Raw genomic sequence first — 14,585 nt, 5'->3', positions numbered from 1 at the left:
GCGGACCGGGTCGCGGCCTCTCAGCCGCGCCGGGCGATGAGGCCGACCAGGCGGGCCACGACCAGCGCGACGTAGAAGACGCCGGCGACCTGCTCGACCATGACGAAGGACCGGGCGTGGTCCTGCACGGGGTAGACGTCGGACAGTCCCACGCTGGTCAGCGTGGTGAACGACAGGTAGAGCAGGTCGAACCACTGCAGCGCCTCGGTGGCGTCAGGGCTGTCGTGCCCGACGAACGATCCGGGCCAGACCACCTGGACGGCGGCGTAGACGTAGGCGAACCCCCAGGCGACGACGGTGAAGGCTGCCCCCGTCGCGAACAGCTCGTCCCGGGTGACCTTCTCGTCGTGGAACAGGTAGCGGATGAAGGCGTAGGAGACGAAGAAGTAGAACGGCGCGTGCAGCACGGCCGACACGAGCACCACCGCGCCGGACTCGGGAGCGAACGCCTCGGCGACCGTCGCGAGCATCGCCGGGAAGCCGAGCAGCACGGCGACCCAGCTCAGCACGGGGGTGCGTCGCACGGCCCAGACGGCCGTGAGCACCACCGACATCTGCACCACGCCGACCACGGCCCTGCCGGCCACCGACCCGTCGAGCGCGGGGTAGGCGAGCACCATCACCAGCTGCGCGAGGAGCAGCACCGCGGAGGGGTGGCTGACCGCGGCCTCCACCGGGCGCGGGAGTCGCTCGGCCCGGGGATGCACGCCCCTGATAGTAGGGACTCCGTGTCCCGATCGTGACCGCCGTCACCGTGACCCGCCTCCGCGCACCGGCGTTGAGCCTGTGGAGTGCGTCACAGCGCTGCCTCGTGGCCGAGAAAACAAGAACGTGTTCTAATACTGCCGAGCCAACCGAGGGATGGGGAGAGGTGAGGGTCGTGGCGTTCAACGCCGTCTCGGTCGTGCGCGGCCCCGGCGAGATCGCCCTCATGGTGGTCGAGGTCACCAAGCGCATCTTCACCCGTCCCTTCCAGGTCCGGGAGTTCCTGGAGCAGGCGTGGTTCGTCACCAGCGTGACGCTGCTGCCGACCATCCTGGTCTCGATCCCGTTCGGCGCGGTGATCTCCCTCCAGGTCGGCAACCTCACCGGACAGCTGGGAGCCCAGTCCTTCGCCGGGGCGACGGCCGTGCTCGCCACCGTGCGCGAGGCCGCGCCGATGGCCGCGGCGATGATCATCGCCGGCGCCGCCGGCTCCGCGATCTGCTCCGACCTCGGTGCTCGCAAGATCCGCGAGGAGATCGACGCGATGGAGGTGCTGGGGATCGACCCGCTCGAGCGCCTGGTGGCGCCGCGCGTGGTGGCCACCATGTTCGTGGCCCTGATGATCAACGGCATCGTGATCGGCGCCGGCATCGGCGGCGGCTACTTCTTCACGGTGATCGTGCAGGGCGGCTCCGCCGGCGCCTTCCTCTCGTCGTTCACCGCCCTGGCGTCCCTCCCGGACCTCTACATCGCGATGCTGAAGGCGATCATCTTCGGCTGGCTGGCCGCGATCATCGGCGCCTACAAGGGGCTCAACGCCGGCGGCGGGCCGAGCGGCGTGGGTCGCGCTGTCAACGAGTCGGTGATCGTCGCCTTCATGGCGCTGTTCTTCCTCAACGCCGTGATCACCGCGATCTACTTCCAGGTCGCTCCGCCGGTGGGTCTGTGATGTCGGCCGTGTCGGAGCTGGTCAGCGACTCGGTCAAGGCCCGCCGCGCCTCCCTGGAGCAGTACGGCGACCAGCTGCTGTTCTACGTCAAGGCGCTGGCGTGGGTGCCCCGCGCGATCCGGCGCTACCCGCGCGAGATCAGCAACACCCTGGCCGAGGTCGCCTTCGGCGCCGGCGGCCTGAGCCTGATCGCCGGCTCGGTCGGCGTGATCGCCTTCATGGCGTTCTTCGCCGGCACCGAGGTCGGCATCCAGGGGTACGCCTCGCTGAGCCAGATCGGCGTCGCGAAGTTCAGCGCCTTCATCTCCGCCTACTTCAACACCCGCGAGGTCGCGCCGCTGGTGTCGGCGATCGCGCTCGCGGCGACCGTGGGGTGCGGCTACACCGCCCGGCTGGGGGCGATGCGGATCTCCGAGGAGATCGACGCGCTCGAGGTGATGGGCATCCCGTCGCTGCCGTTCCTGGTCACGACCCGGATGGTCGCGGCGTTCATCGCGGTGATCCCGCTCTACATCGTGGCCCTGTGCGCGTCGTACCTCTCGCCGCGGCTGATCGTCGTCTACATCTACGGTCAGTCGGCGGGCACCTACGACCACTACTTCCTGCAGTTCCTCCCGCCGATCGACATGGTCTGGTCGTTCTTCAAGCTGCTGTTCCTCGCCGTCGCGGTCATCCTGATCCACTGCTACTACGGCTACACCGCCTCGGGCGGTCCGGCGGGCGTGGGACGTGCGGTCGGCAGGGCGATCCGCACCAGCATCGTGACGATCGTGGTCGCGGACTTCTTCCTGAGCTTCGCGATCTGGGGATCCACCACCACCGTCCGGATCACGGGGTGAGCCGCCCATGCTGGTGAACATCCACCACGACAGCGCCCGGGAGCACAACCGGCTGCTGGTCGCCGGCGTCGCCTTCCTCACCGTCATCGGCCTGCTGATCTGGCTGTCGATCGCCATCTACAACAAGGCCTTCGACAACGTCACCACGGTGACGGTGAAGGCCGAGCGGGCCGGGCTCCAGCTGGCGAAGTTCGGTGACGTCCGGATCAACGGTGCCCTCGTCGGTCGGGTCGACCGGATCGACCAGGACGGCGAGCAGGCCGAGATCACGCTGGCGCTGGAGCCGGAGGCGGCGGAGAAGATCCCCGCCAACGTCGGGGTGCACATCGTGCCGACCACGCTGTTCGGGCAGAAGTTCGTCGCCCTGGTCCGGCCCGACGTGCCCTCCGACCGTGCCCTCGAGGACGGCGACGTGATTCCGGCCGACCGGGTGGAGACCAATGTCGAGCTCAGCCGGATCCTCGCCGACCTGTTCCCGCTGCTGCGCGCCGTGCGGCCCGCCGACCTCAACGCCACCCTGAACGCCCTCGAGACCGCCCTCGCCGGGCGTGGCGACCAGCTCGGCCGGACGATGGACGAGCTCGGCCAGTACATCGGGGCCATCGACGAGCACCTGCCGACCCTCCGGCAGGACCTGATCGAGCTCGCCGAGGTGGCCGATGCCTACGACATCGCCGCTCCCGACCTGCTCGACACGCTCGACAACGTCACCGTGACGAGCAAGACCGTGACCGAGAAGGCGAGGGACCTCGACGTCTTCTTCTCCGACCTCACCGGGCTGGCCCGCACCGGCACCCGGCTGCTCAACGACAACGAGCAGAACCTGATCCGGATGGGCGAGGTGACGGCGCCGGTCATCGCGCTGCTGGCGGAGTACTCGCCCGAGTTCCCGTGCCTGATCCGCGGCGCGGCCAACTACGAGCCGATCCTGTCCAAGACCTTCGAGGGCAACTGGGTGAAGCAGTACATCGAGTTCTTCCAGCCCCAGTGGCGTGCGTTCGACGAGCGGGACCTGCCCGTCTACGGCGAGGTCGGACACGGGCCCTGGTGTGCGGGACTGCCCGACTTCGAGATCCCGGCGAAGCCCCGGCCGCTCGACCAGGGGTCCACCCTGGACGAGCAGCCAGGCAGGTTGCCGCTGCCCAACTTCGGGCTGTTCGACCCGATCAGCGCGATCGACAGCGGCCATGCCGGCACCGCCGCGGAGCAGAAGGTGGTCAACGCGCTGCTCGCCGGCCAGAGCGGTCGCGAGCCGGAGGCGTACGGCGCCCTGGGCTCCCTGCTCTACGGCCCGGTCGTGCGCGAGGGGAGGGCGGCCGGATGAGCCAGCCCGTCTCCGTCGCCCAGCTGCGACGCCGGCGCAACGCAGCGACCGTCTCCGCGGCGATCAAGCTGGGGATCTTCACCGTCGTCTCGCTGCTGGTGACCGGCCTGCTCGCCGTCATCATGGGCAACATCGGGTTCGGCGACCGCAACGAGTTCAAGGCGGTCTTCACCAACGCGACGATGCTGGAGGAGGGCGACGACGTCCGGGTCGCCGGCGTCAGCGTCGGCGAGGTGTCCGAGGTCGAGCACTACAAGCGGTCCATGGCGCTGATCAGCTTCAAGGTGGACGCAGGCGTGAAGATGACGACCGCGTCCCGCGCCGAGGTGCGGTTCCTCAACCTGGTCGGCGACCGCTACCTCGCCCTTCAGGAGGGCACCGGGGCCGACGACGCGGAGCCGCTCGAGGACGGTGCGACCATCCCCGTCGAGCGCACGAAGCCGGCGCTGGACCTGACCGTGCTGTTCAACGGGTTCAAGCCGCTCTTCGCCGCGCTGACGCCCGACCAGGTCAACGAGCTGAGCATGAACATCGTGCAGGTGCTGCAGGGCGAGGGCGGCACCGTCCGGAGCCTGCTGTCGCACACGGCGTCCCTCACCACGACGCTCGCCGACCGGGACAAGCTCATCGGTGAGGTGGTCACCAACCTCAGCGAGACCCTCAAGACCGTTGACGACCGTCACGAGCAGCTCAGCACCCTGGTGGTGGAGCTCAAGGACTGGATGACGGACCTGGCCCGCGACCGGGAGACCATCGGCTCGTCCCTGGACAACATCTCCCAGCTCACGGTGACCGTCGCCGACCTGCTCCGTCGCGGCCGCCCGCTGCTCAAGGAGGACATCGCCGCCCTGCGCTCCCTGGCCCGGCTGCTGAACAAGAAGGAGAACCGCGCCAACCTGGCGGAGCTGCTGGACCGGATGCCGGAGACCATGACCGACCAGACCCGCACCGGGACCTACGGCTCCTGGTACCAGTACTACGTGTGCGGCGTCTCCGCCCGCATCCGGCTTCCGCTCATCGCCAACCAGCCGATCATCCGGGAGATCACCAAGTACATCGAGAACTTCTCGTTCCAGTCGACCGCGCCGAGGTGTCAGGACAAGTGAGCCGCACCAACGACGCCCGCATCCTCCGACTGGGGGTGATCACCATCGTGCTGATGGCGGTGGTCTCCGCCGCGACCTTCAACCTCGGCAAGTTCCCGGGGTTCCGCGGCACGACCTACTACGCCGAGTTCAGCGACGCCAGCGGCATCCACAAGGGCAACATCGTCCAGGTCGGTGGCATCCGGGTCGGGCGGGTCACCGACGTGACCCTGGACGGCGACCGGGTGAAGGTGCGGTTCGAGGTCGACGGCGACGTCGAGTTCGGGCCGGACAGCAGCGCCTCGATCGAGGTCTTCAACCTCCTCGGCGAGAAGTACCTCGACCTGCAGCCGGCCGGTCGCGGGCAGCTCGCCGACGGCGCCACCATCCCGCTCGAGCGCACCGAGTCGGCCTACGACATCGTCGGCGTCTTCGGCGACCTCGCCACGACGACCGAGGAGATCGACACCGAGCAGCTCTCCCGGGCGCTCGACACCGTCGCCGACACCCTCGACGTGTCCGCCCCCGAGATCCGGGCGTCCTTCGACGGCATCGCCCGCCTCTCCCGCAGCGTCGCCTCGCGCGACGAGGAGCTCCAGACCCTCTTCGAGAGCTCGCAGGAGGTCAGCAAGGTCCTGGCCGCGCGCAGCGACGACATCGTCAAGCTGATGCGCAGCAGCGACCTGGTGTTCAAGGAGCTCACGAAGCGCAAGCGCGCGGTGCACGACCTCCTGGTCAACGCGCGTTCGCTCGCCAGGGAGCTGCGCGGGCTCGTGCGGGACAACGAGGCCCAGATCGGCCCGGCGCTGGCCGAGGTCGACGGCCTGCTGTCCTTCCTCCAGTCCAAGGAGAAGAGGCTCAAGCAGACGCTCGACGCGCTCGGCCCCTACGTGTCGATCCTCAGCAACATCGTCGGCACCGGTCCCTGGTTCGACGCCTACGCGTCCAACCTGCTGGCCCTTCCGACCGGCGAGTTCGTTCCCGGATTTCCGGAGTGATGTCATGGTGAACACGGTCCTGAGGCGCATCGACCGCCGGCTGCTGATCCTGCTGGTCGTGCTGTTGGTCGGCGCCGCGCTGGTCAACGTCTTCCGGTCGCCGCAGGAGGTCAAGACGGTGACGGCCCACTTCCCGCGGGCGGTGAGCGTCTACGAGGGCACCGACGTGCGGATCCTCGGGGTCAACGTCGGCGAGGTGACGGCCGTGACGCCGGCCGGCAACTCGGTGCGGGTCGAGATGGAGTACGACGCGTCGTACGACGTGCCGGCGGACGCCCAGGCGGCGATCGTGACGCCGACCCTGGTCGCCGACCGGTTCGTGCAGCTGACCCCGGTCTACAAGGGCGGCGAGGTGATGGCCGACGGCGCCGAGATCCCGCTGCCGGAGACGGGCGTGCCGGTCGAGCTCGACCGGATCTACGCCAGCCTCCAGACGCTGACGCGCGCGCTGGGGCCGAACGGCGTCAACGCCGACGGCACGCTGGACAACCTGCTCGAGGCGGGCGAGAAGGCGTTCGAGGGCCAGGGGGCTCGGGGCAACGAGATGATCCGCGAGCTCGCCCAGGCGGCGGAGACCTTCGGCGACGGCGCCGGGCCGCTGTTCGAGACGGTCACCTACCTGGCGAAGTTCACCCGGACGCTGGCCCAGAACGACACGCTCGTCCGCGCCTTCATGACCGACCTGACCGGCGTCTCGGCGATGCTGGCGGAGGAGAGCGACGAGCTCGAGGCCGCGGTGGAAGCGGTGGCCCGCGCGGTGGGCAGCGTCGAGGGCTTCGTGAAGGACAACCGGGAGGCGCTGGTCGCCGACGTCCGGAAGCTGACCGACGTGATGAGCACCATCGCCTCGGAGAAGGAGAACATCAAGAAGGCGGTCGAGGTCGGTCCGGTCGCGATGGGCAACCTGCACATGGGCTTCGACCACGTGAGCGGCTCGCAGAGCTCGCGGGTCGGCATCGGCGGCTACGTCTGGGACGCCGACGGGTTCATCTGCGCGATCATCCAGCAGAACCGGCTGATGCCCGTGCCGTTGCGCGACGTCGCCTGCGACGTGATCGAGGCGCTGATCGAGCCGATCGTCGCCAACCTGCCGTGGCTGCCCCCGGAGTACGACTCCTACCTGCCGAAGCAGGCCGCGAGCGAGCGCGGCGTCCGGCTCCCCGAGGTCAAGGAGGTCGCCTACTCCAGTGGCGACGACGCCTCGGTCGAGACCCTCCTCGGTGGAGGTGCCCGATGATCGGGGCGCTCCGGCTCCGGGCGGCCGGCAAGGTCGTGGCCGCAGCGGTGGCCGGCGTCCTCCTCGCCGGCTGCAGCGACTTCGACGGGGCCTACGACCTGCCGCTTCCCGGTCACCCGGTCGACGCCGACGACGGCTTCGAGGTGACCGCCCACTTCCGCGACGTCCTCAACGTGGTGCCGCGCTCACCCGTGATGGTCGACGACGTGGTCGTCGGCGAGGTGACCGAGGTGGAGCGCGTCGGCTGGAACGCCAAGGTGACCCTGCTGCTGAGGCAGGACGTCAAGCTGCCCGACAACGCGATCGCCGACATCCGGCAGGTCTCCCTGCTCGGCGAGAAGTACGTCGCGCTCGAGGCTCCCGAGGAGCAGGAGCCGGTCGGGCGGCTGTCCGCCGGCGACACGATCAAGCTGCCGGCCACCGGCCGGAACCCGGAGGTCGAGGAGGTGCTCGGCGCCCTCTCCTTCCTGCTGAGCGGCGGCGGCGTCGCCCAGCTCGGCACGATCATGCAGGAGGCCAACCAGGTGATGTCCGGCCGGGAGGGCCGGCTCAAGAGCCTGATCTCCTCCCTCGACTCCGTCGTCGGGACGCTCGACGCGCAGAAGGTCGACATCATCAACGCGCTCGAATCGCTCAACAACCTCACCTCCACGCTCAACGCCGAGAAGGAGACGATCGGCGAGGCTCTGGACGCCGCCGGACCCGCGATCGAGGTGCTCGCCGCGCAGCACGACGAGCTGGTGTCCATGCTGGGGGCCCTCGACGAGCTGGGCCGGGTCGGCACCCGGGTGATCAACGCCAGCAAGCAGGACGTGCTGGAGATCCTGCGGGACCTGAGCCCGATCCTCAGGAAGCTGCGGCAGGCCGACGAGCAGCTGGCGCCGGGGTTGAACCTCCTGGTGAGCTTCCCGTTCCCGCAGTCGGCCAACAAGATCGTGCAGGGCGACTACGCCGACACCATCGCGCGCGCGGAGATCGACCTCGCCAACCTCTACAAGTCGCTGCGGATACCGGAGGTCCAGCTGCCGCCGCTCGACGACGTCGTCGACCAGGTGGTCCGCTGCCTGCGCAGCGGCAAGCTCACCGGCACCGCGTGCGCCAAGGTGCTCAACGACGTCAACCTGCTCAAGGACCTGCAGGACCAGTGCAAGTCGAAGGACCTGCGTGGCAGCCCGGTCTGCCGGCTCCTCAACGCGCTGCCGGAGGTCGACCTGGGCAAGCTCCTCCAGGGAGGCGGCGGGCTGCTCGGGCGGGACGGCCCTCTCTCGGGACTGACGAAGGGGCTGACCGGGTCCCAGGCGTCGTACGGCGACCAGTCCACGGAGAGCCTGTTGGGAGCATCGGCATGAGTCGCGGGGTCCGCATCCGGCTGATCGCGTTCGTGGCCCTGAGCGCGGTCGGCATCACCTACATCACGGCGAGCTACCTGGGGGTGGTCGACCGGCTGCTGGGTCGCGGGCTCACGGTCACGGCGAGCCTTCCCGGGTCGGGAGGACTGTTCGAGGGCAGCGAGGTCACCTATCGCGGCGTCAAGATCGGCAAGGTCTCCCGCCTGGAGGCGACCGAGGAGGGCGTCGACGTCACCGCCGAGCTGGAGCACGGGACGAAGCTCCCGTCCGACTCCCGCGTCGTCGTGCACAACCTCTCGGCCGTCGGCGAGCAGTACCTCGACTTCCAGCCGCCGGACGACGAAGGACCGTACGCCCAGGACGGCACCCGGTTCGTCGGCGACGAGCGCTCGCTGCCCGTCGACGAAGGGGACCTGCTCGTCGACCTCGACCGGTTCGTCCGGTCCGTGGACAAGGACAGCCTGCAGGTGGTCGTCGAGGAGCTCGGCCTGATGTTCGGCGACACCGGCCGCGAGCTGCAGCGGTTGCTCGACGGCGGCTCGGAGTTCATCGCGGAGGCCAACGCCCACACCGACGAGACGATCCAGCTGCTCGACAGCGGGCTGACGGTGCTGCGCACGCAGCGCGGGCAGAAGGAGAACATCCGGCGTTTCGCGCGTGATCTCGAGACCCTCAGCTCGGCGCTCCGACGCAAGGACGCCGACCTCCGCACGGTCCTCAGCGCCACCCCCGGCGCTGCCCGCGCGCTCGACCGGATGCTCAAGGACCTCGAGCCGACGCTGCCCGTGCTGCTGGGTGACCTGATCAGCGTCGGGCAGATCCTGGTCACCGAGCTGGCCGGCATCGAGCAGCTCCTCGTCACCTACCCGGCGCTGCTCGCCGCCGGTCCCACCGGCAGCACCGCCGACGGCTGGGGACACGTCAACGTCCAGCTCGACTACAGCGTGCCTCCCTGCACCCAGGGCTACCTGCCGCCGGAGGAGTGGCGATCGACGCAGGACCTCACCGACAAGAAGCCGGCCGACGTGAACTGCACGGCGCCGCCCCCGTACGCCATCAGGGGACACCAGCACGTCCCCGCGGAGCGGAGGAACCGCGCGTCCGCCCCGCGCGTCTACAGTGGCGCCTACGACCCGTCCACCGGCGCGGTGCCCGGACTGGTCGACGAAGCGGGGGCTCCGGTCAAGCTGCGACCGTCGGAGAACCTGTCCGTCCTGGGAGGGGATGCGTGGAAGTGGCTGTTGGTGGGTCCGGTGGCGAGCCGGTGACGGAGGAGGCCACCCGGGTCCGCCTCAACATCGGGCTGTACGCGGCCGCCGTCGTGTGCCTGTGCGTCGCGGTCCTCGGCGCGGTGCTGATGCACGATGCGGGCAGGCTGCCGTTCCAGGACGCCGCCGCGAGCGGCGGCGCGGAGTACGCGCCGCGGGCGGGGGAGGACGTGGGCCGCGGCACCGTGGAGGCGGTGCCCGCGGCGAGCGAGGAGGAGCAGCGCCGCACGGCCGCGCAGCTGAGAGCGGCGACCAGGATGGTCGACGCCTTCGTCAACTTCAGCTACGAGGACCCGGACGCGACCATCGACGCGGTGAGGTCGCTGTCGACGGGGACCTTCCTCGAGCAGTACTCGAAGGGTGCCGCGGACCTGAAGAAGATCGCCCGACGCGCCAAGTCGGAGATGGTGGCCGACGTGGTCTGGTCCGGGCTGGTCGCCGGTGACGAGGACTCCGCCACCGTCATCGTCGCCACCAGCGGCACGGTGAAGAACAAGACGACCAAGTTCAAGCCGGAGGCGCGCAACTACCGCATCCAGGTCGAGCTCGAGCTCGACGGCGGACAGTGGCTGACGCGTGACCTGCAGTACGTGGCGCTGGGTTGAGGAGAACGACGATGAGCCGCCCCCATGCCCGCCGCCCTGCCAGCTCGCGCGGCGCCACCCCACGACCGCGCAAGATCGCCGGTCAGTCACCCGGCGCCCGTTCCGAGGTGGCCGATGCGCCGGACGAGCTCCGCGGCGACGAGAGCTCCGATGCGCCGGCGACCGAGTCGTCCGACAGGCTGGGTCTCGGCAAGGCGGCTCGAGCCGCCCGATCCGCCGAGCCGTCGCCGCCCCTGCTGTCCAGCCCGCGGGTGACCCGGGTGCTGATCGCGGTCCTGGCGGCGCTCGCCCTCGTGCTCGCCGCCCAGGCCGTCTGGTGGCTCGTCGGCGAGGAGGCGGAGCCCGCAGTCGCCCGCGACCCGGGGCGGGTGGCCGTGCCCGAGGATCTGCCGGTGGTCGCGAGCGAGCTGGCGGTGCTCGAGGGTGTCGACGCCGCAGCCAAGGCGGCCGAGGAGATCGTCGCGGTCGACCACGCCAAGTACGACGACGAGGTCGACGCCGCTGCGGCCCTGATGACGGCCGACTTCGAGGAGCAGTACCGGGAGACGGCCCGCGACATCGAGAAGCAGCTGGTGGACCAGCAGACGAAGGTCCAGGTGAACGTGGTCGCCCAGGGAGTCGTGCGGGCCAACCGCACGGAGCTCGAGGCGCTGATCTTCCTCAACCAGGTGGTCGAGCGGGTCCGGGACAAGGAGCCGGAGACCGTCGTGACGCCGTTCAAGGTGCTGGTCACGATGGTGCACACCGATCAGGGCTGGCTGGTCGACGACCTCGAGACCGACGCCTCGGCGGAAGACAACGGCGAGTAGAACACGTTACAGTTCTGCCCGTGTCCACCTCTGAGAGCGGAGCAGCGTCGCCCGCCGTGTCCGGAGGCACCGTCGAGTGCGACGTCGTCGTCGTCGGTGCCGGACCCACCGGTCTCTTCGCCACCTACTACGCCGGGTTCCGCGGGCTGCGGGTCGCGCTGGTCGACTCGCTGCCGGAGCTCGGCGGCCAGGTCACGGCGATGTATCCGGAGAAGCAGATCCTCGACGTCGCCGGGTTCCCCTCGGTCAAGGGCCGCGACCTGGTCGACGGACTGGTGACCCAGGCGCTCACCGCCGAGCCGGTCCAGCTGCTCGGCCGCACCGCGAGCGACCTCGTGGTCGAGGACGACGGCCTGACGCTGACGCTCGACGACGGCACGCTGGTCCGCAGCCGGACCATGATCGTCACCGCCGGGATCGGCAAGTTCAGCCCGCGGCCGCTGCCGGCCGCCGACGGCTGGCTCGGCCGGGGCGTGGAGTTCTTCGTGCCGAGCTTCGAGCCCTACGCCGGCAAGGACGTGATCATCGTCGGTGGCGGCGACAGCGCCTTCGACTGGGCGCTGCACTTGGAGCCGGTGGCCCGGTCCGTCACCCTGGTGCACCGGCGCGACGCCTTCCGTGCCCACCAGCGCACGGTCGAGCAGGTGCGCGCGTCGTCGGTGGAGATCGTCACCAAGGCGGAGGTCACCGCCCTCGTCGGTGAGGACGGCGGCGACTCCGGGCCGCTGGCGAAGGTCGAGATCACGGTCGACGGCGTGAGCGAGGTGCGTCCCGCCCAGGCGGTGGTCGCCGCGCTCGGGTTCGTGGCCGACCTCGGACCGCTCCAGCAGTGGGGCCTGGAGACCCACCGGCGCCACATCGTGGTCGACTCCGCGATGCGGACCAGTCTCGACCGCGTGTTCGCGGCGGGTGACATCACGGAGTATCCCGGCAAGGTCCGGCTGATCGCCGTCGGCTTCGGCGAGGCCGCCACGGCGGTCAACAACGCAGCGGTCGTCATCGACCCGTCGGCCCACGTGTTCCCGGGCCACTCCTCGGAAGGAAGCTGACATGGCAGGAAGTGGACGCGACCAGGTCAAGCTGTCCGAGGCGGAGGTCCAGGCGCTGCTCGAGGACAACCTGAAGGTGCAGGTGGCGGCCAACGGCCACGACGGCTTCCCGCACCTGACCACGCTCTTCTACGTCGTGCGCGACGGGAGGATCGCGTTCTGGACCTACGGCCGGAGCCAGAAGATCCGCAACCTCGAGCGGGATCCCCGCGTCAGCGCGCTCGTGGAGGACGGCGTGGACTACTTCGAGCTTCGCGGCGTCTCCATCCAGGGCCGCGCGGAGATCGTCCGCGACTACGACGACATCTACGCGATCGGGTCCGCCGTGGTGACCCGGATGCTGGCGGCGGAGTCCTTCGAGGCGCTGGGCGACTTCGGCCGGGAGACCGTCGAGAAGCAGGCGACCAAGCGGGTGGGCGTGATCATCCATCCCGAGAAGGTCGCGTCCTGGGACCACCGGAAGATGACCTGAGGAAGGAACGCGATGAAGATCAAGGTGGACTTCGACCTGTGCGAGTCCAACGGGCTGTGCGAGGCGATGGCGCCGGAGGTGTTCGAGCTCGATGACGACGACTTCCTCCAGCTGCACACCGACGAGACGACCGAGGACAACATCGACGACGTGAAGCGTGCCGTCGCGGCCTGCCCGCGCGCCGCGATCACCCTGGTGGAGGACGACGCGTGAGCACAGACCTGGACGGCAAGGTCGCGATCGTCACCGGAGCCGGGGCGGGCCTGGGCCGGGCCGAGGCGGTGGCGCTGGCCCGCGCCGGAGCGCGGGTCGTGGTCAACGACCTCCCCGGTGCGGGCGAGGCGGCGGCGGACGAGATCCGCTCGCTCGGCGGCGAGGCGACCGTCGTCGCCGGCGACGTCAGCGAGCGCTCGACGGCCGACGCGATGATGGCCGCGGCCGTCGAGGGGTTCGGTGGCCTCGACATCGTGGTCAACAACGCCGGCATGACCCGCGACCGGATGCTCTTCAACATGTCCGACGAGGAGTGGGACGCCGTGATCGCCGTCCACCTGCGCGGGCACTTCCTGCTGTCGCGGAACGCGGCGTCGTACTGGCGCGGCAAGGCCAAGGAGAGCGAGTCGGGCACGGTCTACGGCAGCGTGGTGAACACCGCCTCCGAGGCGTTCCTCAGCGGCTCGCCCGGCCAGGCCAACTATGCCGCGGCGAAGGCCGGCATCGCCGCCCTGACGCTCTCGACCGCCCGCGGACTGTCGAGGATCGGGGTGCGGGCCAACGCGATCTGCCCCCGGGCCCGGACCGCGATGACGGCGCAGGTCTTCGGCGAGGACGACTCCGGCCAGGCGGTCGACCCGTACTCGCCCGACCACGTCGCCCCGCTGGTCGCCTATCTCGCCTCGCCGGCCGCGGAGCGGGTCACCGGCCAGGTCTTCGTCGTGTACGGCGGCATGGTGGCGCTCGTCGCCGCGCCGGTGGTCGAGCAGCGGTTCGACGCCGCCGGGGACCTCTGGACGGCCGACGACCTCGACAAGCAGCTCGGCGGGTTCTTCGCCGACCGCGACCCGCACGTCGGCTTCGCGGCTGACTCGATCATGGAGCTGAAGGCCTAGCCATGGGACGACTGGACGACAAGGTCGCGATCGTCACCGGCGGCGCTCAGGGACAGGGCGCCGGGATCGTGCGCGCCTACGCCGCCGAGGGCGCGAGGGTGGTGATCGCCGACGTCGCCAAGGAGGCGGGCCAGGCCCTTGCCGACGAGCTGACCGCGAGCCTCGGGGACGGCGTGGTGCACTTCGCGCACCACGACGTGAGCGACGCCGCCTCCTGGGCGACGCTGGTCGAGGACGCCACCACCCGCTTCGGCCCCGTCACGGTGCTGGCCAACAACGCCGGAATCCTGCGGTTCGGCGAGATCGAGACGATGCCGGCCGAGGAGGTCGAGCTGCTCTGGCGGGTCAACCAGCTGGGCTGCTTCCTCGGCATGCAGGCGGTCACACCCACCATGCGCGAGCACGGCGGCGGCTCGATCATCAACGCCTCCTCGGTGGAGGGGCTGGCGGGCATGCCGTCGTGCACCGCCTACGCCGCGACGAAGTGGGCGATCCGCGGCATGACGAAGTGTGCGGCGATGGAGCTCGGTCCCGGCGGCATCCGCGTCAACTCCGTGCACCCCGGCATGATCGACACCCCGATGACCCGGGTCCACGGCGGCGACGCGGCGATGGAGTACGGCGCAAGCAAGGTGCCGCTGCGCCGGGTCGGCCACCCCGAGGACGTCGCTCCGCTCTACGTCTTCCTGGCGAGCGACGAGTCGTCGTACATCAACGGCGCCGAGATCGCGGTCGACGGGGGAGTGACCTCCACCCACGCGTTCGGGGCCTGAGGGCCCGGGCTGAC

16 protein-coding genes are annotated in these 14,585 nt (G+C 70.1%); 15 read left to right on the top strand and 1 reads right to left on the bottom strand.

Annotated elements, in window-relative coordinates:
• Positions 1-20: 20 nt before the first annotated feature.
• Positions 21-707 carry a potassium channel family protein gene (locus tag ACPOLA_RS04430; protein WP_435769183.1) on the bottom strand — a complete coding sequence of 229 codons (687 nt, stop codon included), beginning with the start codon at positions 705-707 and terminating at the stop codon, positions 21-23.
• Positions 708-931: 224 nt separating this feature from the next.
• On the opposite strand from ACPOLA_RS04430, the gene ACPOLA_RS04425 reads away from it, so the two are divergent.
• From ACPOLA_RS04425 to ACPOLA_RS04355, 15 genes are read left to right on the top strand one after another with little or no spacing between them, the layout of a single operon-like run.
• On the top strand, positions 932-1,654 hold the full coding sequence (locus ACPOLA_RS04425) for an MlaE family ABC transporter permease (RefSeq protein ID WP_435769277.1): 723 nt from the start codon (positions 932-934) through the stop codon (positions 1,652-1,654).
• Positions 1,654-2,493, top strand: a complete 840-nt coding sequence (locus ACPOLA_RS04420) for an MlaE family ABC transporter permease (protein WP_435769182.1) — start codon at positions 1,654-1,656, stop codon at positions 2,491-2,493. Before ACPOLA_RS04425 ends, ACPOLA_RS04420 begins: the two co-directional genes overlap by 1 nt.
• Positions 2,494-2,500: 7 nt before the next feature.
• Complete coding sequence (locus tag ACPOLA_RS04415) at positions 2,501-3,817, top strand: MCE family protein (protein ID WP_435769181.1); 1,317 nt, start codon at positions 2,501-2,503, stop codon at positions 3,815-3,817.
• Positions 3,814-4,923 (top strand): MCE family protein, encoded by a 1,110-nt coding sequence (locus ACPOLA_RS04410; RefSeq protein ID WP_435769180.1) that lies wholly within the window; start codon positions 3,814-3,816, stop codon positions 4,921-4,923. Before ACPOLA_RS04415 ends, ACPOLA_RS04410 begins: the two co-directional genes overlap by 4 nt.
• The gene (locus ACPOLA_RS04405) at positions 4,920-5,900 is read left to right on the top strand and encodes an MCE family protein (RefSeq protein ID WP_435769179.1); all 981 of its coding nucleotides are present in this window, start codon (positions 4,920-4,922) and stop codon (positions 5,898-5,900) included. The genes ACPOLA_RS04410 and ACPOLA_RS04405 overlap by 4 nt, the downstream gene beginning before the upstream one ends.
• Before the next feature lie 4 nt (positions 5,901-5,904).
• Positions 5,905-7,137, top strand: coding sequence for an MCE family protein (locus tag ACPOLA_RS04400; RefSeq protein ID WP_435769178.1), 1,233 nt, complete (start codon positions 5,905-5,907; stop codon positions 7,135-7,137).
• Positions 7,134-8,486: an MCE family protein gene (locus ACPOLA_RS04395; RefSeq protein WP_435769177.1), complete on the top strand. Its 1,353-nt coding sequence runs from the start codon at positions 7,134-7,136 to the stop codon at positions 8,484-8,486. The genes ACPOLA_RS04400 and ACPOLA_RS04395 overlap by 4 nt, the downstream gene beginning before the upstream one ends.
• The gene (locus ACPOLA_RS04390) at positions 8,483-9,754 is read left to right on the top strand and encodes an MCE family protein (RefSeq protein WP_435769176.1); all 1,272 of its coding nucleotides are present in this window, start codon (positions 8,483-8,485) and stop codon (positions 9,752-9,754) included. Before ACPOLA_RS04395 ends, ACPOLA_RS04390 begins: the two co-directional genes overlap by 4 nt.
• Positions 9,751-10,359, top strand: a complete 609-nt coding sequence (locus ACPOLA_RS04385) for an Rv1363c family protein (RefSeq protein ID WP_435769175.1) — start codon at positions 9,751-9,753, stop codon at positions 10,357-10,359. The genes ACPOLA_RS04390 and ACPOLA_RS04385 overlap by 4 nt, the downstream gene beginning before the upstream one ends.
• An 11-nt stretch (positions 10,360-10,370) precedes the next feature.
• Complete coding sequence (locus ACPOLA_RS04380) at positions 10,371-11,168, top strand: hypothetical protein (protein WP_435769174.1); 798 nt, start codon at positions 10,371-10,373, stop codon at positions 11,166-11,168.
• 20 nt (positions 11,169-11,188) lie between these two features.
• Positions 11,189-12,217 (top strand): NAD(P)/FAD-dependent oxidoreductase, encoded by a 1,029-nt coding sequence (locus ACPOLA_RS04375; RefSeq protein ID WP_435769173.1) that lies wholly within the window; start codon positions 11,189-11,191, stop codon positions 12,215-12,217.
• Between the two features lies 1 nt (position 12,218).
• The gene (locus tag ACPOLA_RS04370; protein ID WP_435769172.1) at positions 12,219-12,689 is read left to right on the top strand and encodes a pyridoxamine 5'-phosphate oxidase family protein; all 471 of its coding nucleotides are present in this window, start codon (positions 12,219-12,221) and stop codon (positions 12,687-12,689) included.
• A gap of 12 nt (positions 12,690-12,701) precedes the next feature.
• Positions 12,702-12,902, top strand: a complete 201-nt coding sequence (locus ACPOLA_RS04365; protein WP_435769171.1) for a ferredoxin — start codon at positions 12,702-12,704, stop codon at positions 12,900-12,902.
• Positions 12,899-13,798 carry a 3-oxoacyl-ACP reductase gene (locus ACPOLA_RS04360; RefSeq protein ID WP_435769170.1) on the top strand — a complete coding sequence of 300 codons (900 nt, stop codon included), beginning with the start codon at positions 12,899-12,901 and terminating at the stop codon, positions 13,796-13,798. Before ACPOLA_RS04365 ends, ACPOLA_RS04360 begins: the two co-directional genes overlap by 4 nt.
• A gap of 2 nt (positions 13,799-13,800) precedes the next feature.
• Positions 13,801-14,571, top strand: coding sequence for an SDR family NAD(P)-dependent oxidoreductase (locus tag ACPOLA_RS04355; protein ID WP_435769169.1), 771 nt, complete (start codon positions 13,801-13,803; stop codon positions 14,569-14,571).
• The last annotated feature ends 14 nt before the right edge of the window (positions 14,572-14,585 follow it).

The sequence above is a fragment of the Nocardioides proteolyticus genome (assembly GCF_051280635.3).
Lineage (GTDB): Bacteria > Actinomycetota > Actinomycetes > Propionibacteriales > Nocardioidaceae > Nocardioides.
Note: the sequence above shows the minus strand (reverse complement) of the source record. Positions and strands in the feature narration are given on the sequence as shown.

Coding starts and splice junctions, on each gene's coding strand:
- ACPOLA_RS04425 (WP_435769277.1), top strand. CDS start 932: ATGGTGGTCGAGGTCACCAAGCGCATCTTCACCCGTCCCTTCCAGGTC.
- ACPOLA_RS04420 (WP_435769182.1), top strand. CDS start 1,654: ATGTCGGCCGTGTCGGAGCTGGTCAGCGACTCGGTCAAGGCCCGCCGC.
- ACPOLA_RS04415 (WP_435769181.1), top strand. CDS start 2,501: ATGCTGGTGAACATCCACCACGACAGCGCCCGGGAGCACAACCGGCTG.
- ACPOLA_RS04410 (WP_435769180.1), top strand. CDS start 3,814: ATGAGCCAGCCCGTCTCCGTCGCCCAGCTGCGACGCCGGCGCAACGCA.
- ACPOLA_RS04400 (WP_435769178.1), top strand. CDS start 5,905: ATGGTGAACACGGTCCTGAGGCGCATCGACCGCCGGCTGCTGATCCTG.
- ACPOLA_RS04395 (WP_435769177.1), top strand. CDS start 7,134: ATGATCGGGGCGCTCCGGCTCCGGGCGGCCGGCAAGGTCGTGGCCGCA.
- ACPOLA_RS04390 (WP_435769176.1), top strand. CDS start 8,483: ATGAGTCGCGGGGTCCGCATCCGGCTGATCGCGTTCGTGGCCCTGAGC.
- ACPOLA_RS04380 (WP_435769174.1), top strand. CDS start 10,371: ATGAGCCGCCCCCATGCCCGCCGCCCTGCCAGCTCGCGCGGCGCCACC.
- ACPOLA_RS04370 (WP_435769172.1), top strand. CDS start 12,219: ATGGCAGGAAGTGGACGCGACCAGGTCAAGCTGTCCGAGGCGGAGGTC.
- ACPOLA_RS04365 (WP_435769171.1), top strand. CDS start 12,702: ATGAAGATCAAGGTGGACTTCGACCTGTGCGAGTCCAACGGGCTGTGC.
- ACPOLA_RS04355 (WP_435769169.1), top strand. CDS start 13,801: ATGGGACGACTGGACGACAAGGTCGCGATCGTCACCGGCGGCGCTCAG.